This is a genomic window from Rhodomicrobium sp. R_RK_3, assembly GCF_002198715.1.
In the GTDB taxonomy this organism is placed as follows: Bacteria; Pseudomonadota; Alphaproteobacteria; order Rhizobiales; family Rhodomicrobiaceae; genus R-RK-3.
Map to the genome: position 1 here is coordinate 340,796 of NZ_MWLK01000036.1, position 21,431 is coordinate 362,226.

Sequence of the window (21,431 nt, forward strand, 5' to 3'; positions counted from 1 at the left end):
TTGCCTAAGCGCCGTCATAAGCCCTTTGCAGAGCCGCAACATTCGGCTTGCTCATCTTGAGCATGGCCTGCATCGCCCGGCCGGCCTTTTCCTTGTCGGCGTCGAGCAGCATATCGATGAGTGGCGCCCAATTGACCTGCCATGACAGGCCGAAACGATCCTTGAGCCAGCCGCAGACGCTCGGTTTGCCGCCATCCGCCAAAAGTGCATTCCAGTAACGGTCGACCTCGCCCTGGTCCTTGCACTCGATCAGGAACGATACCGATTCGTTGAACTTGAATTGCGGGCCGCCATTGATGGCGGTGAACACCAGACCGTCGAGCTGGAACTCGATGGCCATGATCTCGCCTTCGGGGCCGGGACTGTCCTTCAGGTAATGCGAGGTGCGCAGCAGCTTGGAGTTTGGAAAAATCGAAATGTAGAAGTCGACCGCTTCCTTCGCTTTGAAATCGAACCAGAGGTTCGGCGAGATGCGTGTGCGGATGGTCATTCGTGCGCTCCTTCGGCTGTGATCCTGCATAGGACGCGCCGAGGACGTCGCCTCCGACATTGGCGGGTCGAAAAACGTCGGCGGTAAACGTCCGCCACCCGCATTGCTGTACTTTAAGACTACATCCGAAACGCAATCTGAGATTGCTTCCGGCGGCGCAGGCTGCCGCGGATTGTGCCCCGATCGACCTTCGGGCGGGCGTGCGCCGAGCATGGCCCAAACATCTTGGTGCCGAGCGCTTGCTCTGCCGCATTTATGCGCGCTGCCCGAAGCCCGACTGACACATTTTGGTGCAGCCTATTCGTGGCCGCTTCCGGCCGAACCTGCTACCCGAAGCAAAGCCTGACTAAGAGCCAGCAAGACAGGGAGTGACGATGAATTCAGGAGCCAAATTCCTCACCGGCGCGCTGCTTCTCTCGGCCGCCATGAGCTCGCCCGCCATGGCCCGCGACCATTGGGACGAACTGGGCTGCCAGTCGGTCGGCTTTTTGGGCGACCGTGATGTCATCAAGATCGGACGCCGCGAAGGCCGCTTCAAAGCCATTAAGCTGAATGTGTCCGGCAACGCCGTCCATATCATGGACCTCAAGGTCGTCTACGCCAACGGCGCGCCCGACGACATCCAGGTGCGTTCGGAAATCCGTGAAGGCGGTGAGACGCGTCCGCTGGATCTGCGGGGCCGCGAACGCGCCATCGACCGCGTCGAGCTGGTCTATCGGGCCAAGCCCAATTTCCATGGCAAGGCCAGGGTCTGCGTCTCCGGGCTGCAATAAGCCCTGACAGGAATGGAGCGGGGGGCTCTTTGCATCTCCTGCATCATAAGAAAGCGTTGCGGCACCTCGCTTACTCAGGGGCCGCGACAGATGAGCGGCGGACCGTGATCGCTTTACAGGTGGCGATCACGGTCCAGCCCTCTGAATCCGTACTGTCCGTCCCCGCGCGCGCCTACTGGTACTGCCGCCAGACTGCGGCGCCCCCGAGTTCCTCGATGAACGCCGCATGGGCAGCCGCCTCGGCCTCGGCCAGATTGGCCGGCAGCGGAGTCGGACGGAGCTGAATGACCGCCGAGCCCGCCGTGCCGCGACCGGTCGCCGAGCGCCGGGCGGACAGGTCCAAACCAGGCTGCTGGCCGCCGATGAGCTGCAAATACACATCCGCCAGCAGCTCGGCGTCGAGCAGAGCGCCGTGCTTGGTCCGAGCGGAATTGTCGATATTGTAGCGCTTGCAGAGCGCGTCGAGGCTGTTCGGACCGGCGGGATGTTTGCGGCGGGCGAGCGCCAGCGTGTCGAGCACGCGCTCCGGCGGGATCGTCGATCGGCCGATGCGGTTCAGCTCGAAATTGATGAAATTCATGTCGAAGGCGGCGTTGTGGAAGATCATCCGCCCGCCGTCGACAAAATCCAGAAACGACTCCACCAGATCGCCGAACAGCGGCTTGTCGGCGAGGAACTGCGTCGACAGGCCGTGCACGCGGAAAGCGTCCTGCGGCACCTCGCGCTCGGGGTTGATATATTGATGCCAGACGCGGCCCGTCGGGATGAAATTGGCCAGCTCGACGCAGGCGATTTCGACCAGCCGGTCGCCCTTATGCGGGTCGAAGCCGGTGGTCTCGGTGTCCATGACGATTTCGCGCATCGCTCAGCCCCCCAAATCGCCGTCCCCGGCGGACTCGGTGTGGAGCCGGCGCCAGAGATCGATCTTGTCCCCGGCGCGATGTTTCAATGATTCGAGGATTTTATCGACCTGCGCGATGGTTTCGTCCAGAGGCAAGCCTGTGTCGACGAGATAGTCGGCACGGGCGCGCTTTTCCGCGTCGGACATCTGCTGGGCGCGGATGGCGGCGAGTTTTTCCGGCGTCATGCCGGGGCGGGCCATGACGCGCTCGGTCTGCACCTGTTCGGGCGCGCTGACGACCATCGAGGCATCCACGATACGGTCGCCGCCGGTCTCGAACAGCAGCGGAATGTCGAGCACACAGATCGGCTCGCCGGCGGCGGCGCAGTCCTGGATGAAGCGCCATTGGGCCAGCCGCACCAGCGGGTGCACCAGCGCTTCGAGCCTGGCGAAAGCGTCCGGCATTTGCATCGCGGCCGCCGCCAGTCTGGCGCGGTCGACCTTGCCGCCCACCGTGGTACCGGGGAAGGCCGATTCGATATGCGGCACGGCCTCGCCCTCATAGAGGCGGTGGACGATGCCATCGCTGTCGATGACGGGCACGCCGCGCGCCGCGATGTGGTTGGCGACGGTGGTCTTGCCCATCCCGATGGAGCCCGTCAGACCGATAATCAGCATTGCCCCGAAAACCTAATGTGCGTTCAGATCGGCGATGATAAGCGCGCGCAGCTCCGGCGTCACCTCCGGGCGAATGCCGAACCATTTCTCGAAGCCGGGCACGGCCTGATGCAGCAGCATGCCGAGGCCGTCAGCCACGCGGAAGCCGGAGGCGCGGGCGCGGCGCAGCAGGTCGGTTTCGAGCGGGGCGTAGACGATGTCGTTAACGACGGCGTACGGCGCGAGGGGGGAAAGGTCGAGCACAAGAGGGGGCGCGCTGGTCATGCCGAGAGTGGTGGTGTTCACGACCAATGCACAGCTTTTCAACATGCTGGTGCCCTGCTCCCAGTCGTACACGGCAATGGCGGGGCCGAAAATGGCGGCGAGCGCTTCGGCGCGATCGCGGGTGCGGTTTGCCAGACGGATCTGCTGAAAGCCGCGATCGAGCAGTCCGCGAATGATCCCGCGCGCCGCGCCGCCCGCCCCCAGGACGGCGACTGGCTGGCGGGTTTCATCCCAGCCTGGCGTGCGGTCGTCGAGATTGGCGAGGAAGCCGTAGATGTCGGTGTTGGAGGCGCAAAGCACGCCGTCTTCGAGCCAGAGCGTGTTGGCGGCTTCAACACTGCGCGCGGCGGCGTCGGGGCGGGCGGCGGCGCGGAAGGCTGTTTCCTTGTGCGGTACGGTGACGTTGCAGCCGGCAAAGCCATGGCCGGCGAGGTCACGGAAGAACTCGGGCGCCTCATCGGGGGTGACGGGCCGGCGCACGTAATCGCCGTCGATACCGTAGGATTTCAGCCAATAGCCATGGATGAGCGGCGAGCGCGAATGCGCAACCGGCCAGCCCGCGACGCAAGCTCGTTTCATTCAGCGCTTCCCATTGGCGTCGTGCTCCGCAGCTTTCCTGGTGGTTATCGCATTCCGGCGCATGCGGGAATCGAAAAAGCGCCAGCGCGATCTGGTTGCAGGATCTAACAATAGGCGGGGGCTCAAACGAAATGGCCCCGTCCTCAGGACGGGGCCACTTGAAATTCGTCAGCCTCGACTAGGCGGCCTTAAGCATTCGTCGAGAAATACGCCGCCAGCCTTGTCCGAATGGCTTCCGCGATGGTCCTGGCGGTGCGGTCTTCGGCGTCGCGTCTGGCGCGGATGTCGGCAAACACCGAGTCGACCTTGTCATAGGCGGCGCGGGAATTGCTATGGCCTTCAAGCACGACTTCATTGTCCGACAGGCGGATCAGCCTGAACTGGCTGTAAAGCTGGAACACCTGCGACTTCGGATCGCCGGTGTCGCTGACCAGAGTATTGATCAGCGACTCCTTCACCGAGATGTCGAGCCGGTATTTGGATTTGTCGGCCGCCTCGCCGCCATTGGTGGTCTTGAAGATCAGCTCGTTGCGCACGCGCTGGCCGACGCGGCCCGGAATGGTCGTGATATCGACCGTGCGCATTACGTCTTCGAGCTGCGCGCCGCTGGCCGTCGGGCCGTAGAGCGGCTGCCAGCCGCAGCCGCCGAGCATCGCGACGCCCAGAATAAGCCCGCCCGCTGCGGCAAGCCTGATAGATTTTGCGAGTGCCCCCACCCTTGCGACCTCAAGCAACGACATTGACGATCCTTTGCGGCACCACGATGATTTTCTTGATCGCCCGGCCCTCGATGGCTCTCTGGACGCCGTCCAGCTTCAGGGCGGCAGCCTCCAGGTCGGCCGTCGATGCGTCGCGCGAAATCAGAAGCTCGTCCCGCCGCTTACCATTCACCTGTACGGCAATGGTCACCTTATCGTCAACGAGCAGAGCCTTTTCGACCTCGGGCCAGGGCTGTTTTGCGACCAGACTGTGGTAGCCGAGCCGCGCCCAGCACTCTTCGGCAAGGTGCGGCATCATCGGCGCGAACATCTGAACCAGCAATTCACCCGATTCCCGGAGCGCCCAATCTAGGCCCTCATCTGCGGCGGATTTTTGTCCCTGTAGCGCCGCGCCGAATTTGTTGGCGAGGTCGTAAATCGCCGCAACCGCCGTGTTGAAGCGCAGGTTCTGAATGTTGCGGCTCACCGCGTCGAGCGCGCGATGGGCGGCGCGGCGCAACTCGTCCGCGGCGGGGCCGAATTTCTCAGGCCGCTTGGCGCCGAGCGGCGCGCCCTGGCTCGCGGCCTCGTCGACCAGACGCCACAAGCGCTGGATGAACCGCCATGCGCCCTGCACGCCTTCCTCGGTCCATAGCACGTCGCGCTCGGGCGGACTATCGGAGAGCATGAACCAGCGCGCGGTGTCCGCGCCGAAATGGGCGGTGAAATGGTCCGGGTCGACGGTGTTGCGCTTCGACTTGGACATCTTCTCCGCCGCGCCGATCGTCACCGGGCGGCCGCCATCGACAGTGACGGCGCGGCGGTCGCTCGCGTCATTGCCGGTGAAGCGGACCTCGTCCGGGCTTAGCCACTTGCCGTCCTCGTCCCGATAGGTCTCGTGGATTACCATGCCCTGCGTGAACAGCCCGGCGAAGGGCTCGGCGAGATCGACATGGCCGGTCGTGCTCATGGCGCGCATGAAGAAGCGCGAATAGAGCAGATGCAGGATCGCGTGCTCGACGCCGCCGATATATTGGTCGACCGGCAGCCAGTAATCCACCATGTCGCGCTCGACCGGCACCGTCGCGTGCGGCGAACAGAAGCGGGCGAAATACCAGGACGAGTCGACGAACGTATCCATTGTGTCGGTTTCACGCCGGGCGTCGCCGCCGCAGCTTGGGCAGGCGACATGGGTGAAATCGGGATGGCGGTCGAGCGGATTGCCCGGCTTGTCGAAGCTGACATCCTCGGGCAGCAGCACGGGCAGCGTTGCCGCCGGGACCGCGCCGCATTTTTCGCAATGGATGATCGGGATCGGGCAGCCCCAATAGCGCTGGCGCGAAATGCCCCAGTCGCGCAGGCGGTAATTCACCTTGCGCTTGCCTTCGCCGCGCTTCTCCAGCCGCTTGGCGACCTCGTCCTTCGCCTCTTCGACGCTCAAGCCGTCGAGGAAGCTGGAATTGGCGATCCGCCCCGGCCCGGTATAGGCCTCGCTGCCGACATCGAAGCTCTTCGGGTCCTCGCCCTCGGGGATGACGACCGGCTTCACTTTCAGCTTGTATTTGCGGGCGAAATCCAGGTCGCGCTGGTCATGCGCCGGGCAGCCGAAAATCGCGCCGGTGCCGTAATCCATCAGGATGAAATTGGCGACATAGACGGGAAATTTCGCCTTGCGGAAGGGATGCGCGACCTTCAGCCCGGTGTCGTAGCCCTGCTTCTCGGCGCGCTCGATCTCCTCCGTCGAGGTGCCCATGCGATGGCACTCGTCGATGAAGGCTTTCAGCTTCGTGTCCTTCTTTGCCAGGGCGGTCGCCAGCGGATGGTCGGGCGAGATGGCGCAGAAGGACATGCCGAAAATCGTGTCCGGCCGCGTGGTGAAGACCTCCAGCGTCTCCTGGCCCTCGGGCAGCGCGTCGCCCTCGAGCGGGAACTGCATCAGCAGCCCTTCCGAACGGCCGATCCAGTTGCGCTGCATCAGCCGTACCTTGTCCGGCCAGCGGTCGAGCGTGTCGAGCGCGGCCAGCAAATCGTCGGCATATTCGGTGATCTTCAAGAACCACTGGCTCAGCTCGCGTTGCTCGACGACGGCGCCCGAGCGCCAGCCGCGCCCGTCGATGACCTGCTCATTGGCCAGCACGGTATGGTCGACCGGGTCCCAATTGACCTTGCTCTTCTTGCGGTAGACGAGGCCGCGCTTGAACATGTCGACGAAAAGCCGCTGCTGCTGCGCGTAATATTCCGGGTCGCAGGTGGCCAGCTCCCGGCTCCAGTCCAGCGACAGGCCGATGCCCTTGAGCTGCGAGCGCATCGCCGCGATGTTCTCATAGGTCCAGGTCTTGGGGTGGACCTTGCGCTCGATAGCGGCGTTCTCGGCCGGCAGGCCGAAAGCGTCCCAGCCCATCGGATGCAGCACATTATAGCCGCGCGCCCGCATATAGCGCGCGATCACGTCGCCCATCACATAATTGCGGACATGGCCGACATGGATGCGCCCGGACGGGTAGGGGAACATCTCGAGGACGTAGTATTTCGGCAGCGCTTCATCCATCTGGCTGCGGTCGATCTGGGCATCCTCCCAGACTTTGCGCCAATGTTTTTCGCGATCCGGTGCATTATAGCGTTCAGCGGCCATGGGTGTTGTCTTGTGCTTCGTTTGCGCTCGCCTCATGACGGGGCGTCATTCGGTGTGGTATCCAGCCGAAAAACAGGTGCACGGTCAAGCAGCGCTTGGACCCGCGCCACAACATTCTCGGCTCAGGTGGCAGAATATGACGTCAGACGGTGAAGCTGCGGGAAGGCTGGAGGCGATCCGCCAGCGGGTGGCGTCGGCCGCGCACGAGGCGGGACGCCAGCCGGATATGGTCACGCTGGTGGCGGTGAGCAAGACGTTCGCCGCCGAGAACATCGAGCCGGCGATCGCGGCGGGGCAGCGGATTTTCGGCGAAAACCGGGTGCAGGAGGCGAAGGAGAAGTGGCCGGGCCTTCAGGCGGCGCATCCGGGCCTCGAGCTGCACCTGATCGGGCCGCTGCAATCGAACAAGGCGCGCGACGCGGTGGCGCTGTTCGACGTCATCCACACGCTCGACCGGCTGAAGATCGCCCGGGCGCTGGCCGCCGAGATGGCCGCGCAGGGGCGGACGCCGAAGCTGTTCATCCAGGTCAATACGGGTCTGGAGCCGCAGAAATCGGGCATCGCGCCCGCCGAGACGGAGGGTTTTTTGCGCGAATGCCGCGAGGGGCTGGGCCTTCGCATCGAGGGGCTGATGTGCATCCCGCCGTTTGACGCGCCGCCCGACGAGCATTTCCGTCTGCTGGCGCGGCTCGCCGGCGACCTCGGTCTGCCGGGCCTCAGCATGGGCATGAGCGCCGATTTTGAAACCGCCATCCGCCTCGGTGCGACGCATGTCCGCGTGGGGTCGGCGATTTTTGGGGCGCGGGTGAAGCAGGGTTAGTGAGGGCGGGCTCAGCGAAACCTCCGCGCGCCCGCCACGCACGCGATCACGGCGAAAGTCACCGCCAGCATCATCCAGCTCACCGGCTCATGCAGCAGCGTCGCGGCGAGGGCGAGGCCGAAGAACGGCTGCAGCAATTGCAATTGGCCGACCGCCGCAATGCCGCCTTGGGCGAGGCCGCGATACCAGAAGACGAAGCCGATCAACATGCTGAACAGCGAGACATAGCCAAGGCTGAGCCACGCCGCTGCCTCGATGCCGGAGAAGCTCGCCGGCCTGGTGGCGATCGACAGCGCCAGCATCACCGGCAGCGACAGCACAAGCGCCCAGGAAATCACCTGCCAGCCGCCGAGCGTGCGGGATAGCGTCGCGCCCTCCGCATAGCCGAGCCCGCAGACGATGATGGCCGCGAGCATCAACGCGTCGCCGATGGGCGAGGCGGTCAGCCCTTGTGCTAAGGCGAACCCGGCCACCAGGGCGCTGCCGAGCGCTGAGAACAGCCAAAATGCCGGCTTCGGCCGCTCGCCGCCGCGCAATACGCCGAAGATCGCCGTCGACAGCGGCAGCAGCCCGATAAAGACGATCGAATGGGCGGAGGTGATGTGCTGCAGCGCCAGCGCCGTCAGTACCGGAAAGCCGACGACGACGCCAAGCGCGACGATCAGGAGCGATAGGATATCGCCACGCGCGGGGCGTTTCTGCTCGAAAGCCAGCAGGAGGCAAAGCGCCAGAGCGCCTGCAATGGCCGCACGGGCGACGGTTAGAAAGACCGGGTCAAACTGCATGACCGCGAGGCGCGTGGCCGGAAGCGAACCACTGAAGATCACCACCCCGACAAATCCGTTGATCCAGCCGCTCGCCGCCCGGTCCATGTGACGCTCCTATGCTCCGGTCGCTTATGGGAGGGGGCGGCTGGCAATTCCAGGGACAGTCCGGTACGGTTTCAGGAAACTGTTATGGGATCGGATGCAGCACGGATGATGGACGCCAAAGGCGGAACACGGGTGGCGATGGTCATGGCCGCGATAAAGCAGCGCATTGCCGCCCGCAGCCTGACACGAGGCGACAAGCTGCCGTCGGTCCGCGCTTTTGCCGGCACCGTGCAAGTCTCAACCTCCACGGTGGTCGAAGCTTATGACCGGCTCGTCGCCGAAGGGGTGATTCAGTCCCGTCCTGGCTCCGGCTTCTATGTGGCCAGCCCGGCAGCTCCGCTCGCGCTATCCGCGATCGAGCCAAAACTTGACCGCGCCATCGATCCGTTCTGGGTGTCCCGACAATCGCTCGACGCCGGGGGCGCCGACCTGAAGCCGGGCTGCGGCTGGCTGCCCCCGTCCTGGCTGCCGGAAGAGGGGGTGCGGCGGGCGCTTCGGACGTTGTCGCGGGCCGACGGGCCGGCGTTGGCGGACTACGGCTCGCCGCTCGGGCTTCCGCCTCTGCGCCAGCTCATGGCGCGGCGCATCGGCGAGCGCGGCATCGATGCATCGCCCGACCAGATCATGCTTACAGAATCAGGGACGCAGGCGCTCGACCTGCTATGCCGGTTCCTGCTCGAGCCGGGCGATTGCGTGCTGGTCGACGATCCCTGCTACTTCAATTTCCACGCCTTGCTGCGGGCCCATCGCGCCCGCATCGTCAGCGTTCCCTACACGCCGGCAGGGCCGGACATCGCGCTGTTCGCGGAGGCGCTCCGGGAGCACCGGCCCCGACTCTACATCACCAATTCGGGGATTCACAACCCAACCGGAGCCACGCTGTCGCCGGTGACGGCGCACCGGGTGCTGAAGCTTGCCGAACAATCCGGCCTCACCATCATCGAGGACGATATTTTCGCCGATTTAGAGCACAGTTCCGCACCGCGCCTTGGCGCCTTCGACGGGCTCGACCGCGTGATCCACATCGGCAGCTTCTCCAAAACCCTGTCCGCCTCGGCCCGCTGTGGTTTCATCGCCGCCCGCCCCGACTGGATCGAAGGCTTGATCGACCTGAAGATCGCGACCTCCTTCGGAGGGGGACGGCTGAGCGCCGAGCTCGTCTTCAATGTTTTGCGTGACGGGAGCTACCGGAAACATCTCGAAGCGCTGCGCCTCCGGCTCTCTCGCGCCATGATCGAGGTCGGCGCTCGGCTGAAATCGCTTGGTATCGAGCCCTGGCTGGAACCCCAGGCCGGCATGTTCCTATGGTGCCGGCTGCCCGAAGGCATCGATGCCGCCGACGTCGCCCGGGATGCGCTCGCCGAGAACATTGTCCTTGCTCCTGGCAACGCTTTCAGCCTGTCGCAGTCGGCGACGGGCTATCTGCGCTTCAACGTTTCGCAGTCGCAGGATGACCGCATCTTCGAGGCGCTGCGACGGTCGATCACGCAAAGAGCATGCCCATGACCCTTTGCGCGGAGCCTCCGACGAGGCCGACGCCCTACAAATTCGTTGATGCGCGGTGCTAAAAACGATTCAGCGCTCGGCGAAGAAGTCGCTTCGTTCCCGATAGATTCACCACTTCCCGCATCGTCCTTCCTGCGCTGGCCTTATCCCGTACCATTCCGGCACGGGCCCTGGCGGACGCCGGGAACGGAACCTACCTAACTATTGGTGATTTCAATCGCAACTTCGGGTAAACAAGGCGGGATGCGCGGCCATGGTGGCTTGCGGCGTCTTCGCTCGTAGAACTCCAGACGCCGCAGGACGGCAAAGCTCAAAGCATGGCCAGCGATACATTGTCCACCCTCGCCGCGACCATCAGCGCAAGGCGGCTTGCCAGTGGCGATGCGTCCTATACGCGCCAGCTTCTCGATGCCGGCCCCGCCAAATGCGCGCGCAAATTCGGCGAGGAGGCGGTCGAGGCCATCGTCGCCGCGCTCGACGAAGACGACGAGGCGCTCAAGGCGGAAGCGGCCGATGTGCTCTACCACCTGCTGGTGCTGCTCGAAGTGCGCGGCATTCGGCTGGATGAGGTTTTCAGCGTTCTCGAAGCCAGGATGAGCCGATCGGGGCTCGCCGAAAAGGCTTCACGGTCCCAGCCGCAAGGGTAGCCTATGCTCACCAGACCAGCAACGCAGCGCGCTCGGTTCGAATTCTCCCCCTATCGTATATTTACCCGCGAGGAATGGGCCAAGCTGCGAGGCGGCACGCCCATGACGCTGTCCGACGAAGAGGTGGCGCAACTTTCGGGCGTCATCGAGCGGATCTCAGCCGAGGAGGTGGTGGACATCTACCTGCCGCTCTCGCGACTGCTGAACCTTTATGTCGGCGCGACGCAGAATCTGCATTCCGAATCGAACGGCTTTCTCGGCAAACAAGACGGCAAGACGCCGTTCATCATCGGCATCGCCGGCAGCGTCGCCGTTGGCAAGAGCACCACGGCCCGCGTTCTGCGCGCGCTTCTCGCCCGTTGGCCAAATCATCCGCGCGTCGACCTAGTCCCGACCGATGGTTTCCTGCTGCCGAACGCCGTGCTCGAGAAACGCAATATCATGAACCGCAAGGGCTTTCCGGAGAGCTTCGACCAGAAGGCGCTGCTGCAATTCATGGCGGACGTCAAGGCCGGTCGGCCGAATGTCAAGGCGCCGGTCTATTCCCATTTCGACTACGATATCCGCCCCGGCGATCATATCGTCATCGACCGCCCGGATGTGCTGATCGTCGAGGGGCTGAACGTTTTGCAGCCGGCGACCTTGCCGAAGGACGGCGAGGCCATCCCCTTCGTCTCGGACTTTTTCGACTTCTCGATCTATATCCATGCCGAGCCGGCGACGATCGAGAACTGGTATGTGACGCGGTTCCGCGCTCTGCGCGAGACCGCCTTCCGGCATCCGGACGCTTATTTCCACCGCTACGCCAATTTGTCCGACGAGGAATCGCGCCGCGTCGCGCTCGACATCTGGCAGCGCATCAATCTGCGCAATCTGGAAGAGAACATCCTGCCGACGCGCCAGCGCGCCGATCTCATTCTCGACAAGGGCACCGATCACTTGATCGAGACGGTCTGGCTTCGCAAGCTTTAGCCGATACGAACCGGAAGCTTAGCCGCTACCGCGAACCGCGCTCCACGAGGGAGTAAAGGCAGCGGCGGCGCAGAGTCGGCCGGCCGCTGCGGTCGGACGCTAAAAGCTTATTTCTTCGAGCATTTCTTCGCGGTGTCGTCCCATTTCATCTTGGCCTTGGTGCATTCGGCCTTGGTTTTGGGGGCGTCGGCGGCATAGACGGGAGCGCTGACCGCAAGCAGAAAGCCAGCGACAAATGCGGCATTCACGACCTTCGTAATCATGCGAGATCTCCTTCAGGGGTATCGGACCGTCATCCTAGGTCCGTTTGACCGTGTACGCCGGAAATACAGGATTGTCTAAGCCATCCGCGTTAGAAGAGACGAAGTTCTCCAGCGCTATCGCTCCACGGCAACAGTTGCATGAAAGTTGTGAACCCCGATAGCTGCGGTGGGACGAGGCAAACCGGCTGCACGGTCAAATATGTATAAAGACGTAATTACGACAAGCTTGGGGAAAGCTTCGGCTGAATGATTCTCTCGCCTTTGGATTGTATGCAAAATTACCGAGGCTCAAGCATTAAGCCCGCGTCCGACGTCGACGGGCGTAGGCACGCCCGCCCTTCCAGCACTCGAGCCGGTGACGCGGCCGCCTCCGGGCTGCTACAAGCGGAGATAATCGTCCTTAGCCAACCGGATGCCCGCCTCGTGCTCCCACCTCTTTTCCATGCGCTTGATATCATCGGCGTTGCCGTCTTCGCGACCACCGGCGCACTGGTCGCCAGCCGCAAGCAGATGGACCTGATCGGCTTCGCCTTGCTGGCGACGCTCACCGGCATTGGCGGTGGGACCGTCCGCGACATCGTCCTGGATCGGCCGGTGTTCTGGCTTATGGATCAGTCCTATCTAGTGATCTGCATGGTGGTGGCCACAATATCCTTCTTCGCCGCGCACCTCATACAAAGGCGCTATCCGGTGCTGCTCTGGCTCGACGCCGTCGGTCTTGGCGCCTACGGGGTGCTCGGCGCCCACGTCGCCGTCCAGTCCGGCGCCGGGCTGATCGTGGCGGCCGCGCTCGGCGTCATCACGGCGACCTTCGGCGGCATGATGCGGGACGTGCTCAGCCAAGAGACACCCCTTATTCTAAAGCAAGAATTATACGCCACCGCTGCCCTCGCTGCCGCCGCGACCTATCTCGGTGCGGTCGGCCTCGGCGCCTCGACCTGGATGGCTGCGGTGATCGGAGTCGCGGCTGGATTCGCGCTGCGCGCGGGCGCCATCCAATGGAACTGGTCGCTGCCGCGCTATAAGCCGCGCGAGGGGCGGAGCTATTGACCCCTCCTGTGGATAGCGCCGAGACAGCTCAAGGTTGCTTTTGACTTTTTGTACATCCGGACTATGTTCCGGTCAGTTGATCCTCATCTCATTGAGCAATTCGTTTATTTTCAAATGAAGATTTATTCGCCGATCTACGTGAGCCGATTTTTCGCTCTCGCGGATCAAACAATATTTGCCGTCGCGAATTTTACGCTGACAGTGACGATCGCCAGGTATCACGGCGAGAGCGAGCTGGCGGCGTTCGGCATTGCATTGTCGATCGCTCTTATCCTGCAGGGTATCCAGCTCAACAATTATATCATTCATTTGAACATGCTGGATCGCAGGGTCTTCAGGTTCCGCCGCCGAAGGATATTGGGCGAGCATCTTATCGCGACCATGCCATTCATCATCGGCGCCGCAGCCCTGAGCATCATTTGCGTCAGCCTTGTGGGGCCGAGCATGCTGACAAGGGTCGCCGTCGCGACCATGGCTTGCTTCGCCATTTACTGCCATGTCGGTTTCGAGCGGGTGTTCTTCACCAAGGAAGACAATTACATCGCCCCGTTCCTCAGCTCCGCCGTGTACTTTCTCGTCAACCTCTACATGCTGAAGAGCCATGCCAGCGTGAGCTTTAACCAGGCCATGCTCGTATTGTTCGCCTTCGGCATGGTGCGATACGCCGTGCTGATGTTCGCTGGTCGCCCCGATCTTCGCCGCGGCGCGGCGCTCCTTAGAATCGATCTGCGGCGGAATTCGCTGGGGTCGCTGCTGGGTATGATCGGCTATTCCGGCTACACCCACGTCCCAGTCTTCGCCCTTGGCGCCTTCTCGACACCGGGGCAGGTCGCCGCTTATGTCGCGTTTCGGAGCGCGCTGCAGCCCTCGCAAATCATCATGCGCAGCATGGATGTTGTGGATAAGAACCAATTTCGCGAAGCCATCAGGGCCAGCGACAAGCCGCGCCAGGTTTTGCTTTATCAGGTGCTCTTCTACGGCGGCATGTCGACGGCGATGAGCCTGGCGATCTGCTTCTTCTCAAAAGATATCGTCGATATTCTTTATCACGGGAAATATTATGATTATATCGGCGTGCTCTACATCTGGGCTACCATCACCGTCTTCTTCAACATGACCCAGCCCATCGAAAGCGCGATTGTTCTGAAGAAGATGTTGACGACTTTCAATGTCGTTCGTTCCGCGGTCGGTGTCTTAACCGCTATCGTGACCGTCTTCATCGCCACACCCTTCGGCGCCTTCGGCGTTGCAACCACCAGCATGCTCGCCGGATTGGCCGTATTCTCGCTGGGCGGCGTGATCTCGCTCATCGCGCTTTGTGGACGACCTCAGCATGGATAGGGCCCGTCACAAACTCAAACTGGACGAGGTCGGGGTAGAGGCTGACACCCGGTTAAAGGCGAGTTTGAATGAATTGGCCCATCGATGTTCCGCGCAGGATCAGGCGCTGAGTGGCGTCTTGCGGCGAGTTCAGCGGGCAAGGGATACGCTGCCGCCTTCCATCCACTATAACCGCTTTCCACTCGCCATCTGCCGCATCATTGCCGAGACCCTGCCGCCCGCCGATGTCGATGGCGTCATGCGCGCAAAGCGCTATGTCGTTGCCAATCTGCTGATCGGCAACGCCTCTCGACTTCTGAAGCGCTATTCCCACCCTATGATTGCCGCGTGCATGGTCAGGAACCTGGACCGGATTGCGAGCAACCTGCTCGGGGCCGACGACGACTACGCGGTCTATGACCATTTTGTCAAAGACGTCAACTACGTCAGCGGAGCCTTCGTTCACCTCGGAGCTCGGGCCATCTCGTTGAACGCGAATGCGTCGCTGAGCTCGCTGGTTTCGAGGCCAGCCCTTGGCGCGTATTCTGGGGCCGGCGGATGGATCCGAGCGGTCGCGCGAGGCGGTCGGGGCTGGTTCAGAGCCCATACCGACAACCGGATGATGGAGGATTTCAACGAACTCGGAAGCGAGCGGTTTTATCGCAACGTCGCCGCGCTGCTCCAAGACAATCCCAAGATTCTCGGTTTGGTCTCGACCACCTGGTTCCTCGATCCGCAGATCCTGACGATCGCCCCGCATCTGGCCTATTGGCAACTCACGCCCGTCAAGCACGGTGCCTTCCTTTATCGCCACGGGCCCACGGCGCAGCATACCGCCTGGGCGATTGAAAAGTCGCAAACGCGCCGCAAGCTGGTCGAGGAGGGCCGGTATGTTCCGCAATGCTACTCGATGACCTGGCCGCGCAAGGCGCTTTGCAATTGGGCGGGGATTCCGCAATGATCGGCCGCACCGGCGTCGGCCTCTTCGACCGCGCTCTCGGCAAGGCCCGGCGGGCCTATGCCGAACGCTGTACTTTTGCCCATATCAGCATCCCAGCGGACTTCCGCGCGGTCAGCTTCTGCTTCGACGACTTTCCGCTCAGCGCCGCCGAGGATGGCGCCCGGACGCTGGAAAGCTTCGGCCTCAGAGGGACCTTCTACACCTGCTTCGGCACCTTAAGCCACGACAGCCCGAGCGGCCGTCTGGCGGGCATGCAGGACGTTGCGGCGCTTCATCGCAACGGCCACGAGATCGGCTGTCATACCTACGACCACATGAATTGCTCGTTCGTCGAAGCGGACGACGCGGCGCAATCTTGCGACCTCAATCGCAGGGTCGCGGCCGAGCGCGGCATTACCATGGAGAATTTGGCCTATCCACAGGGCGGCATCAGGGCCTCCACCAAACAATTGCTCAGCACGCGCTACGCCACCGCGCGCGGCACGCTTCAGGGCGTCAATCGCGGCCTTACCGACGCGCATGGGCTCCGGGCCGTGCGGATCTATGAGCACCACGCCGCCTCGGCCATGCGCCAGCGCATTGACGACGTCGCCCTCGAAGGTGGCTGGCTGATCCTCTACACCCACGACGTCGCCACGTCGCCGTCCCGTTATGGCTTGTCGAAGTCACGCTTCCGCGACCTGATCCTCTACACGATCGGGAGAAATCTGCCCGTTCTGACCATTGCCGAAGTGGTCCGCCTCATCGGCCACGCCGGGGCGGCGCATGTGGGATCCGGACCGATACCGGCCACAGCGGGCCAGGCGTAATCGTCGGGCGCCGCCCCTCCCGTCCAACGCGGGTGCCGGTGTCCGCCGCGAAGAACAAGAGAGGCCACTGGGTCCGAGCCCGGCGGCGCCCCCAACCCCATCCGCGTGAGCGTCAGATCAACCCTTGTGCCCGAGCCAAGGCCGCCAGCGATGTTTCCGGCCGCGGACCGATATGCGAGATCACCTCCGCCGCGGCGATGCTGGCCAGACGTCCGCAGACGCGGAGGTCAAGACCGCGCGCGCGGCCGAACAGGAAGCCTGCCGCATAAAGATCGCCCGCCCCCGTCGTGTCGAGAACGCGCGCGACCGGCTCGGCGGGGATCTCGATCAAGTCGCCGGGCGTAACGATCACCGAGCCTTTTTCGCTGCAAGTCACCGCCGCCAGCGCACAGTCCGTCCGCAACCGCGCGCAGGCCGCCGTCAGATCATCGGTCTGGTACAGCGACAGCACCTCGCTCTGATTTGCGAACAGCAGATCGACGCTGCCGCGAATGAAATCGAGAAACGCCTCGCGGTGGCGCTCGACGCAGAACGGATCGGACAGCGTCAGCGAGACGATGGTGCCCGCCTCCCGCGCGATCGTCGCCGCCTCGTAAAAAGCGGCCTTCGCCTGCGGCCCATCGAAGGAATAGCCCTCGAGATAAAGATGGCTGGCATCGCCGATCAGCGCCGGGTCGAGCTCGTTGCTGCTCAGCTCGGCGGCGGCGCCAAGAAAGGTGTTCATCGTCCGCTCGCCGTCGGGCGTGACCAGGATCAGGCAGCGGGCGGTCGGCGCGCTCCCTTGGGTCGGCGGCGTATTGAAGGTAACTCCGGCGGCGCGCAGATCATGCGCAAAAATCTCGCCGAACGGATCCTTCGCCGTCTTGCCCATGAAGCCCGCCTTGCCGCCGAACGAGGCGACGCCGACGCAGCTATTCGGCACCGTGCCGCCGCTGACTTCGATCGCTGGTCCCATTTCGGCGTAAAGCCGCGTCGCCTCCTCGGCATCGATCAGCCGCATCGTGCCTTTGGTCAGACCCTGAGCCTCGATGAAACCATCATCGCAGCGGGCGATGATGTCGACGATGGCGCTCCCCAGGCCGACGACGTCATGAACGGGCTGCACCATCCTCAATCCTCGCAATCTTCATCTCTTCAGGGGTGGTCTTCGGCTCGAACAGGCAGATATCCGAAATCAGGCAGCGCGGACATTCCGGCTTGCGCGCCTTGCAGACATAGCGCCCGTGCAAGATCAGCCAATGATGCGCGTGCAGCATATATTTCGCCGGCACGACGCGTTCCAGCTCCAGCTCGACCGCGAGCGGGTCCTTGCCCGGCGCGAGGCCGGTGCGGTTGGCGACGCGGAAAATATGGGTGTCGACCGCCATGGTCGGCTGGCCGAAGGCGACGTTCAGCACCACGTTCGCCGTCTTGCGGCCGACGCCGGGCAGCGCCTCCAGCGCCTCGCGATCCGCCGGCACGTCGCCGCCATGCTCATCGACCAGCATCTGCGACAGGGCAATGACGTTCTTGGCCTTGTTGCGGAACAGGCCGATGGTCTTGATGGCGTCCTGCACCCGCGCCTCGCCGAGCGCCAGCATCTTCTCCGGCGTGTCGGCGGCTTCGAACAGCGCCCGCGTCGCCTTGTTCACGCCGGCATCCGTCGCCTGCGCCGACAGCACGACCGCGACCAGCAGCGTGTAGGGATTGACGTATTCCAGCTCACTTTTCGGGTCGGGCTGGGCCTTCTGGAACCGGCGAAACATCTCCTCGATCGCCGCCGGCTTCAGATGCTTCGGCCGGACCGTCGCAGGCGTTTTCGGTTTGGATCTGGCCGCCACTAAAGGGTTCCCGACGCCGGGCTTCTCGATTATCTTCGGCCGTCATGACCGATAGCACCGCCAAAGCGCCCGAAGCGCATTTCAGCGCTGTCTTGCTGCCCCATCGCTCGCTCGGGCGCAAGGGCTTTATCACGCTTATGAGCGTCATCAGCGGGGTCAGCTTCCTGACCGGCATCGCTTTCTACTTGAAGGGCGCCTGGCCGGTCTTTGGCTTTTTCGGCCTCGACGTGCTGCTGGTCTACGGCGCCTTCAAACTGAATTACCGCGCCGCGCGCCTCTACGAAACCGTCGAGCTGACCGACGAGCAACTGACAGTGACGCGCATCCACCCCTCCGGCCGGGCGGAAAGCTGGAGCTTCAACCCCTATTGGGTGCGGCTCGAGCTCGAGGAGATCGACAATGCGGCCAACCGGCTGAGCCTCAGGTCGCATGGCCGCGAACTGCGCATCGGCACTTTCCTCAGCGATGACGAGAAGCGCGGCTTTGCCCATGCGCTCGGCGCGGCGCTCTATGACGTGCGCGGCTCGCGGATCTGAGCTGGCTACATCCGGCTCTTGCCGCGCGCCCCGACGATCTGCGGCGCGTCGGCCTCGCAGCGGAAATCGGCCGCGCCCTCATCGGCGATCTTCTGCGCCAGCCCGTTCGGGTTTGGGGTGGCGAGCGCGTCGATATAGGCCATATGGCAGGCCTCCGAGCCGGAAATTTTCGTCACCACCAGCACCTGACCGGCAGGCCCACCGTCGAGGCCGCCGGTGAAATAGCGCAGGATCGCCGCATGCGGTCCCTCGGCTCCGGGCCGGATGCGCAATTCCAGCGTGTCGTGGATATGGTTTAAGGGCGCCAGCGTCTGGCTGAACGCCTTCTGCTTCAGCCCGTTCGGTCCATAGCCGACGAAACTGCGCAGATCCCCTTCGGCGACATAGAATTCGTAATCGCCGAAATCGCGGCAATGGCGCACTACGGAGGCGGTCTCCCGATCCTCGTCGATGATCGCGCAGCGGGCGATGTCGAATTTGATGTAGATGCTGCTGGCCCCTTCCGCCACGGCGTCGGTCGGCGCGGCGAGTATCAGGGCGAAGCAGCAAATCAGTCTGGAAACGGTCATCGGTCGAACGGCTTTGCGGTGAAAAAAACCCGGCGCCCCCCAGCGATGCTTTATGTCTCGCCCCATCACTGCTATAGGGCAGCTTGACTGAACACAACCATCCGATGGCGATATGAAACTGGCAATTATGGGCGCGGCCGGGCGGATGGGACAAGCCCTCGTCCGTATCATTCACGAGATGCCGGATTGCGCGATCTCCGGCGGCACCGAACCGGCGGGCTCGCCGCATCTGGGCGCCGATATCGGCGAGATCGCGGGCGTCGGCAAGCTGGGCATCCCGATCACCGACGATCCGCTGGAACTCTACATCCGCTCCGAAGGCGTGCTCGACTTCACCACGCCTGAGGCGACCGCCGAACATGCCGGCCTCGCCGCCCAGGCGCGCATCGTGCATGTGATCGGCACTACCGGCCTCTCGCCGCAGCATCAGGACGCCATTCTCGCCGCCTCGCGCCATGCTGTCATCATCGAATCCGGCAATTTCAGCCTGGGCGTCAATCTGCTCGAAGCGCTGGTGAAGAAGGCGGCCAAGGTGCTCGGCCCGGATTACGATATCGAGGTCCTCGAGATGCATCACCGGCTGAAGGTCGACGCGCCGTCGGGCACCGCCCTGATGCTCGGCCGGGCCGCCGCCGAGGGGCGCGGCATCGGGCTGGACGACCACTCCGTGCGCGTCCGCGACGGTCAGACCGGCGTGCGCAAGCGCGGCGATATCGGCTTTGCCGCTTTGCGCGGCGGCGACGTCATCGGCGATCATTCGGTGATCTTTGCAGGGCCCGGCGAGCGGGTCGAGATCGCCCACCGCTCCGGCGACCGCCAGCTTTTCGCGCGCGGCGCGCTGCGGGCCGCACAATGGGGCAAGGGCAAGCCGCCCGGCCTCTATTCGATGCACGACGTGCTGGATCTCTGACCGGCCGCAACGATATCGGCGCGGGCGCATTCATACACAAACACGCGGCTTCCGCTTGAAGCCTTCAGACCTTCGAGGACGCAGATGGACAATATGCTGGTGCTGGTCCGCCATGGCGAGAGCGAATGGAACAAGCTCAATCTGTTCACCGGCTGGCGCGATGTCGATTTGACCGAGACCGGCGTCGCCGAGGCCAAGCGCGCGGGCGAGTTGCTCAAGGCCGCCGGCGCGCATTTCGACCTCGCCTTCACCAGCGCTCTGAAACGCGCCCAGCGCACGCTCGACATCATCCTCGCAGAACTCGGTGAGACCGGTATCGAGATCATCCGCGACCAGGCGCTGAACGAGCGCGACTATGGCGACCTCTCCGGCCTCAACAAGGACGACGCCCGCGCCCGCTGGGGCGAGGAGCAGGTGCATATCTGGCGCCGCTCCTTCGACGTCCCCCCGCCCGGCGGCGAAAGCCTGAAGGACACTGCCGCGCGCGTGCTGCCCTATTACGAGACCCGGATCTGGCCCGAGCTGAAAGCGGGCAAGAACGTCATCGTGGCGGCGCACGGCAATTCGCTGCGCGCTTTGGTGATGAAGCTCGACGGCCTCAGCCAGGAGCAGGTGCTGGCGCTGAACCTCGCCACCGGCGCGCCCATCATCTATCGCCTCAACCCCGACGGCACGGTCGCCGAGAAGCGCGATTTGGCGGGCTAGGCGCGCTGTCCTGCCCGGCTTGCCGCGCCCTTCCCTTGCACATGTCAGCCGTACACGGTAAGCCAAAACCGGGTCACATCGCGGCAGGGGGCAATCATGAGCGTACCGGATCTCTTGGAGCATGCACACGCGCCGGAGAGCAAATTCACACCGATCTATATCGCCGTCCTCGCCGTGCTGCTGGCGATCTGCTCGATCGGCGATGACGACGCGGCCAAGACCATGATCCGCTCCAGCGTCGAAGCGGCCGACACCTACGCCTTCTTCCAGGCCAAGAATATCCGCCAGACCAATTACGAGCTCGCCGCCGACGCCATCGAGGCGCAGCTCAAGGATCCCGCCCTCACGGAAGAAGGGCGCAAATTCCTGCATGACAAGATGGACGCTTACCGCTCCAAGGCCGCGCGCTATGAGAGCGAACCGGCGACCGGCGAGGGCAAGGCCGAACTGCTCGCCAAGGCCAAGGCTCTCGAAACCGAGCGCGACATTGCTCTCAAGCGCGATCCCTATTTCGATCTCGGCCAGGGTCTGCTGCAGATCGCCATCGTGCTCGCCTCGATCTCGCTGATCATCGACGGCGCGTTTTTGGTCTGGGTCAGCGGCCTGCTCGCCGTGGTCGGCACGTTTGCGATGGTGAACGCCTTCACGCTGGCCGTGGCGGTGCCGTTCCTGAGCTGACATCGGGGGGCAAGGTGCGCCGAGCCTGCGCGTCCTTG

General features: G+C 63.6%; 24 protein-coding genes. 13 read left to right on the plus strand and 11 right to left on the minus strand.

The window, feature by feature from the left end; translation table 11 throughout:
• Positions 1 to 4: 4 nt before the first annotated feature.
• Positions 5 to 490, minus strand: coding sequence for a VOC family protein (locus tag BLEFHOIH_RS23255; RefSeq protein ID WP_088348416.1), 486 nt, complete (start codon positions 488 to 490; stop codon positions 5 to 7).
• A 374-nt stretch (positions 491 to 864) separates the two neighbouring features.
• On the opposite strand from BLEFHOIH_RS23255, the gene BLEFHOIH_RS23260 reads away from it, so the two are divergent.
• Entirely contained in the window at positions 865 to 1,263 is a 399-nt protein-coding gene (locus BLEFHOIH_RS23260; RefSeq protein ID WP_088348417.1) for a DUF2541 family protein, read from the plus strand.
• A 172-nt stretch (positions 1,264 to 1,435) separates the two neighbouring features.
• On the opposite strand, the gene dnaQ is transcribed toward BLEFHOIH_RS23260, so the two are convergent.
• The 5 genes from dnaQ to leuS form a co-directional block, all read right to left on the minus strand.
• Positions 1,436 to 2,125 carry a DNA polymerase III subunit epsilon gene (gene dnaQ / locus BLEFHOIH_RS23265; protein WP_088348418.1) on the minus strand — a complete coding sequence of 230 codons (690 nt, stop codon included), beginning with the start codon at positions 2,123 to 2,125 and terminating at the stop codon, positions 1,436 to 1,438.
• Between the two features lie 3 nt (positions 2,126 to 2,128).
• Positions 2,129 to 2,782: a dephospho-CoA kinase gene (coaE, locus tag BLEFHOIH_RS23270; protein ID WP_088348419.1), complete on the minus strand. Its 654-nt coding sequence runs from the start codon at positions 2,780 to 2,782 to the stop codon at positions 2,129 to 2,131.
• Between the two features lie 12 nt (positions 2,783 to 2,794).
• Positions 2,795 to 3,625 carry a shikimate dehydrogenase gene (locus tag BLEFHOIH_RS23275; RefSeq protein ID WP_088348420.1) on the minus strand — a complete coding sequence of 277 codons (831 nt, stop codon included), beginning with the start codon at positions 3,623 to 3,625 and terminating at the stop codon, positions 2,795 to 2,797.
• Positions 3,626 to 3,813: 188 nt separating this feature from the next.
• A complete protein-coding gene (locus tag BLEFHOIH_RS23280) occupies positions 3,814 to 4,365 on the minus strand; it encodes an LPS assembly lipoprotein LptE (protein ID WP_088348421.1) in 552 nt (183 codons plus the stop codon).
• Positions 4,352 to 6,955, minus strand: coding sequence for a leucine--tRNA ligase (leuS, locus tag BLEFHOIH_RS23285; RefSeq protein ID WP_088348422.1), 2,604 nt, complete (start codon positions 6,953 to 6,955; stop codon positions 4,352 to 4,354). The genes BLEFHOIH_RS23280 and leuS overlap by 14 nt, the downstream gene beginning before the upstream one ends.
• Positions 6,956 to 7,091: 136 nt before the next feature.
• Between leuS and BLEFHOIH_RS23290 the strand changes: the two genes are divergently transcribed.
• Complete coding sequence (locus tag BLEFHOIH_RS23290; protein ID WP_088348423.1) at positions 7,092 to 7,775, plus strand: YggS family pyridoxal phosphate-dependent enzyme; 684 nt, start codon at positions 7,092 to 7,094, stop codon at positions 7,773 to 7,775.
• An 11-nt stretch (positions 7,776 to 7,786) separates the two neighbouring features.
• Here the strand turns inward: BLEFHOIH_RS23290 and BLEFHOIH_RS23295 are convergent, their stop codons facing one another.
• On the minus strand, positions 7,787 to 8,647 hold the full coding sequence (locus BLEFHOIH_RS23295) for a DMT family transporter (protein WP_088348424.1): 861 nt from the start codon (positions 8,645 to 8,647) through the stop codon (positions 7,787 to 7,789).
• 84 nt (positions 8,648 to 8,731) lie between these two features.
• Between BLEFHOIH_RS23295 and BLEFHOIH_RS23300 the strand changes: the two genes are divergently transcribed.
• The 3 genes from BLEFHOIH_RS23300 to coaA all read left to right on the plus strand — a co-directional run bounded on the left by BLEFHOIH_RS23300 (position 8,732) and on the right by coaA (position 11,772).
• Positions 8,732 to 10,153 (plus strand): PLP-dependent aminotransferase family protein, encoded by a 1,422-nt coding sequence (locus tag BLEFHOIH_RS23300; protein ID WP_088348425.1) that lies wholly within the window; start codon positions 8,732 to 8,734, stop codon positions 10,151 to 10,153.
• A 317-nt stretch (positions 10,154 to 10,470) separates the two neighbouring features.
• On the plus strand, positions 10,471 to 10,800 hold the full coding sequence (locus BLEFHOIH_RS23305; RefSeq protein ID WP_088348426.1) for a phosphoribosyl-ATP diphosphatase: 330 nt from the start codon (positions 10,471 to 10,473) through the stop codon (positions 10,798 to 10,800).
• A gap of 3 nt (positions 10,801 to 10,803) precedes the next feature.
• Positions 10,804 to 11,772, plus strand: coding sequence for a type I pantothenate kinase (coaA, locus tag BLEFHOIH_RS23310; protein ID WP_088348427.1), 969 nt, complete (start codon positions 10,804 to 10,806; stop codon positions 11,770 to 11,772).
• Between the two features lie 107 nt (positions 11,773 to 11,879).
• On the opposite strand, the gene BLEFHOIH_RS26950 is transcribed toward coaA, so the two are convergent.
• Complete coding sequence (locus BLEFHOIH_RS26950) at positions 11,880 to 12,035, minus strand: hypothetical protein (RefSeq protein ID WP_170937344.1); 156 nt, start codon at positions 12,033 to 12,035, stop codon at positions 11,880 to 11,882.
• A 423-nt stretch (positions 12,036 to 12,458) separates the two neighbouring features.
• Between BLEFHOIH_RS26950 and BLEFHOIH_RS23315 the strand changes: the two genes are divergently transcribed.
• The 4 genes from BLEFHOIH_RS23315 (at position 12,459) to BLEFHOIH_RS23330 (ending at position 16,175) form a co-directional block, all read left to right on the plus strand.
• A complete protein-coding gene (locus BLEFHOIH_RS23315) occupies positions 12,459 to 13,085 on the plus strand; it encodes a trimeric intracellular cation channel family protein (protein ID WP_245297159.1) in 627 nt (208 codons plus the stop codon).
• 114 nt (positions 13,086 to 13,199) lie between these two features.
• On the plus strand, positions 13,200 to 14,426 hold the full coding sequence (locus tag BLEFHOIH_RS23320) for a hypothetical protein (RefSeq protein WP_088348428.1): 1,227 nt from the start codon (positions 13,200 to 13,202) through the stop codon (positions 14,424 to 14,426).
• Entirely contained in the window at positions 14,419 to 15,366 is a 948-nt protein-coding gene (locus BLEFHOIH_RS26445; RefSeq protein WP_125461870.1) for a hypothetical protein, read from the plus strand. Before BLEFHOIH_RS23320 ends, BLEFHOIH_RS26445 begins: the two co-directional genes overlap by 8 nt.
• Entirely contained in the window at positions 15,363 to 16,175 is an 813-nt protein-coding gene (locus BLEFHOIH_RS23330; RefSeq protein WP_170937345.1) for a polysaccharide deacetylase family protein, read from the plus strand. Before BLEFHOIH_RS26445 ends, BLEFHOIH_RS23330 begins: the two co-directional genes overlap by 4 nt.
• Positions 16,176 to 16,287: 112 nt before the next feature.
• Here the strand turns inward: BLEFHOIH_RS23330 and BLEFHOIH_RS23335 are convergent, their stop codons facing one another.
• Both BLEFHOIH_RS23335 and nth read right to left on the minus strand, forming a co-directional pair.
• On the minus strand, positions 16,288 to 17,283 hold the full coding sequence (locus BLEFHOIH_RS23335; RefSeq protein ID WP_088348431.1) for an adenosine kinase: 996 nt from the start codon (positions 17,281 to 17,283) through the stop codon (positions 16,288 to 16,290).
• Positions 17,264 to 17,920: an endonuclease III gene (gene nth, locus BLEFHOIH_RS23340; RefSeq protein WP_088348495.1), complete on the minus strand. Its 657-nt coding sequence runs from the start codon at positions 17,918 to 17,920 to the stop codon at positions 17,264 to 17,266. The genes BLEFHOIH_RS23335 and nth overlap by 20 nt, the downstream gene beginning before the upstream one ends.
• A 119-nt stretch (positions 17,921 to 18,039) precedes the next feature.
• Here nth and BLEFHOIH_RS23345 point away from each other — a divergent pair, with 119 nt between their 5' ends.
• Complete coding sequence (locus BLEFHOIH_RS23345) at positions 18,040 to 18,531, plus strand: DUF2244 domain-containing protein (RefSeq protein ID WP_088348432.1); 492 nt, start codon at positions 18,040 to 18,042, stop codon at positions 18,529 to 18,531.
• Between the two features lie 5 nt (positions 18,532 to 18,536).
• On the opposite strand, the gene BLEFHOIH_RS23350 is transcribed toward BLEFHOIH_RS23345, so the two are convergent.
• The gene (locus tag BLEFHOIH_RS23350) at positions 18,537 to 19,100 is read right to left on the minus strand and encodes a hypothetical protein (RefSeq protein WP_088348433.1); all 564 of its coding nucleotides are present in this window, start codon (positions 19,098 to 19,100) and stop codon (positions 18,537 to 18,539) included.
• A gap of 112 nt (positions 19,101 to 19,212) precedes the next feature.
• On the opposite strand from BLEFHOIH_RS23350, the gene dapB reads away from it, so the two are divergent.
• From dapB to BLEFHOIH_RS23365, 3 genes are all read left to right on the plus strand, one after another.
• Positions 19,213 to 20,010, plus strand: coding sequence for a 4-hydroxy-tetrahydrodipicolinate reductase (gene dapB / locus BLEFHOIH_RS23355; RefSeq protein WP_088348434.1), 798 nt, complete (start codon positions 19,213 to 19,215; stop codon positions 20,008 to 20,010).
• 84 nt (positions 20,011 to 20,094) lie between these two features.
• Positions 20,095 to 20,715 carry a 2,3-bisphosphoglycerate-dependent phosphoglycerate mutase gene (locus BLEFHOIH_RS23360; RefSeq protein ID WP_088348435.1) on the plus strand — a complete coding sequence of 207 codons (621 nt, stop codon included), beginning with the start codon at positions 20,095 to 20,097 and terminating at the stop codon, positions 20,713 to 20,715.
• A 96-nt stretch (positions 20,716 to 20,811) separates the two neighbouring features.
• Complete coding sequence (locus BLEFHOIH_RS23365; RefSeq protein ID WP_088348436.1) at positions 20,812 to 21,393, plus strand: DUF4337 domain-containing protein; 582 nt, start codon at positions 20,812 to 20,814, stop codon at positions 21,391 to 21,393.
• Positions 21,394 to 21,431 lie beyond the last annotated feature (38 nt).

Bases quoted from the DNA above. Each gene is read 5' to 3' on its own strand.
- dapB (WP_088348434.1), top strand. From the start codon at position 19,213: ATGAAACTGGCAATTATGGGCGCGGCCGGGCGGATGGGACAAGCCCTC.
- BLEFHOIH_RS26950 (WP_170937344.1), bottom strand. From the start codon at position 12,035: ATGATTACGAAGGTCGTGAATGCCGCATTTGTCGCTGGCTTTCTGCTT.
- BLEFHOIH_RS23255 (WP_088348416.1), bottom strand. From the start codon at position 490: ATGACCATCCGCACACGCATCTCGCCGAACCTCTGGTTCGATTTCAAA.
- BLEFHOIH_RS23305 (WP_088348426.1), top strand. From the start codon at position 10,471: ATGGCCAGCGATACATTGTCCACCCTCGCCGCGACCATCAGCGCAAGG.
- coaA (WP_088348427.1), top strand. From the start codon at position 10,804: ATGCTCACCAGACCAGCAACGCAGCGCGCTCGGTTCGAATTCTCCCCC.
- BLEFHOIH_RS23290 (WP_088348423.1), top strand. From the start codon at position 7,092: ATGACGTCAGACGGTGAAGCTGCGGGAAGGCTGGAGGCGATCCGCCAG.
- dnaQ (WP_088348418.1), bottom strand. From the start codon at position 2,125: ATGCGCGAAATCGTCATGGACACCGAGACCACCGGCTTCGACCCGCAT.
- BLEFHOIH_RS23320 (WP_088348428.1), top strand. From the start codon at position 13,200: ATGAAGATTTATTCGCCGATCTACGTGAGCCGATTTTTCGCTCTCGCG.
- BLEFHOIH_RS23365 (WP_088348436.1), top strand. From the start codon at position 20,812: ATGAGCGTACCGGATCTCTTGGAGCATGCACACGCGCCGGAGAGCAAA.
- BLEFHOIH_RS23280 (WP_088348421.1), bottom strand. From the start codon at position 4,365: ATGTCGTTGCTTGAGGTCGCAAGGGTGGGGGCACTCGCAAAATCTATC.
- leuS (WP_088348422.1), bottom strand. From the start codon at position 6,955: ATGGCCGCTGAACGCTATAATGCACCGGATCGCGAAAAACATTGGCGC.
- BLEFHOIH_RS23350 (WP_088348433.1), bottom strand. From the start codon at position 19,100: ATGACCGTTTCCAGACTGATTTGCTGCTTCGCCCTGATACTCGCCGCG.
- BLEFHOIH_RS23275 (WP_088348420.1), bottom strand. From the start codon at position 3,625: ATGAAACGAGCTTGCGTCGCGGGCTGGCCGGTTGCGCATTCGCGCTCG.
- BLEFHOIH_RS23330 (WP_170937345.1), top strand. From the start codon at position 15,363: ATGATCGGCCGCACCGGCGTCGGCCTCTTCGACCGCGCTCTCGGCAAG.
- BLEFHOIH_RS23360 (WP_088348435.1), top strand. From the start codon at position 20,095: ATGGACAATATGCTGGTGCTGGTCCGCCATGGCGAGAGCGAATGGAAC.
- BLEFHOIH_RS23345 (WP_088348432.1), top strand. From the start codon at position 18,040: ATGACCGATAGCACCGCCAAAGCGCCCGAAGCGCATTTCAGCGCTGTC.
- BLEFHOIH_RS26445 (WP_125461870.1), top strand. From the start codon at position 14,419: ATGGATAGGGCCCGTCACAAACTCAAACTGGACGAGGTCGGGGTAGAG.
- nth (WP_088348495.1), bottom strand. From the start codon at position 17,920: ATGTTTCGCCGGTTCCAGAAGGCCCAGCCCGACCCGAAAAGTGAGCTG.
- coaE (WP_088348419.1), bottom strand. From the start codon at position 2,782: ATGCTGATTATCGGTCTGACGGGCTCCATCGGGATGGGCAAGACCACC.
- BLEFHOIH_RS23300 (WP_088348425.1), top strand. From the start codon at position 8,732: ATGGGATCGGATGCAGCACGGATGATGGACGCCAAAGGCGGAACACGG.
- BLEFHOIH_RS23335 (WP_088348431.1), bottom strand. From the start codon at position 17,283: ATGGTGCAGCCCGTTCATGACGTCGTCGGCCTGGGGAGCGCCATCGTC.
- BLEFHOIH_RS23295 (WP_088348424.1), bottom strand. From the start codon at position 8,647: ATGGACCGGGCGGCGAGCGGCTGGATCAACGGATTTGTCGGGGTGGTG.
- BLEFHOIH_RS23260 (WP_088348417.1), top strand. From the start codon at position 865: ATGAATTCAGGAGCCAAATTCCTCACCGGCGCGCTGCTTCTCTCGGCC.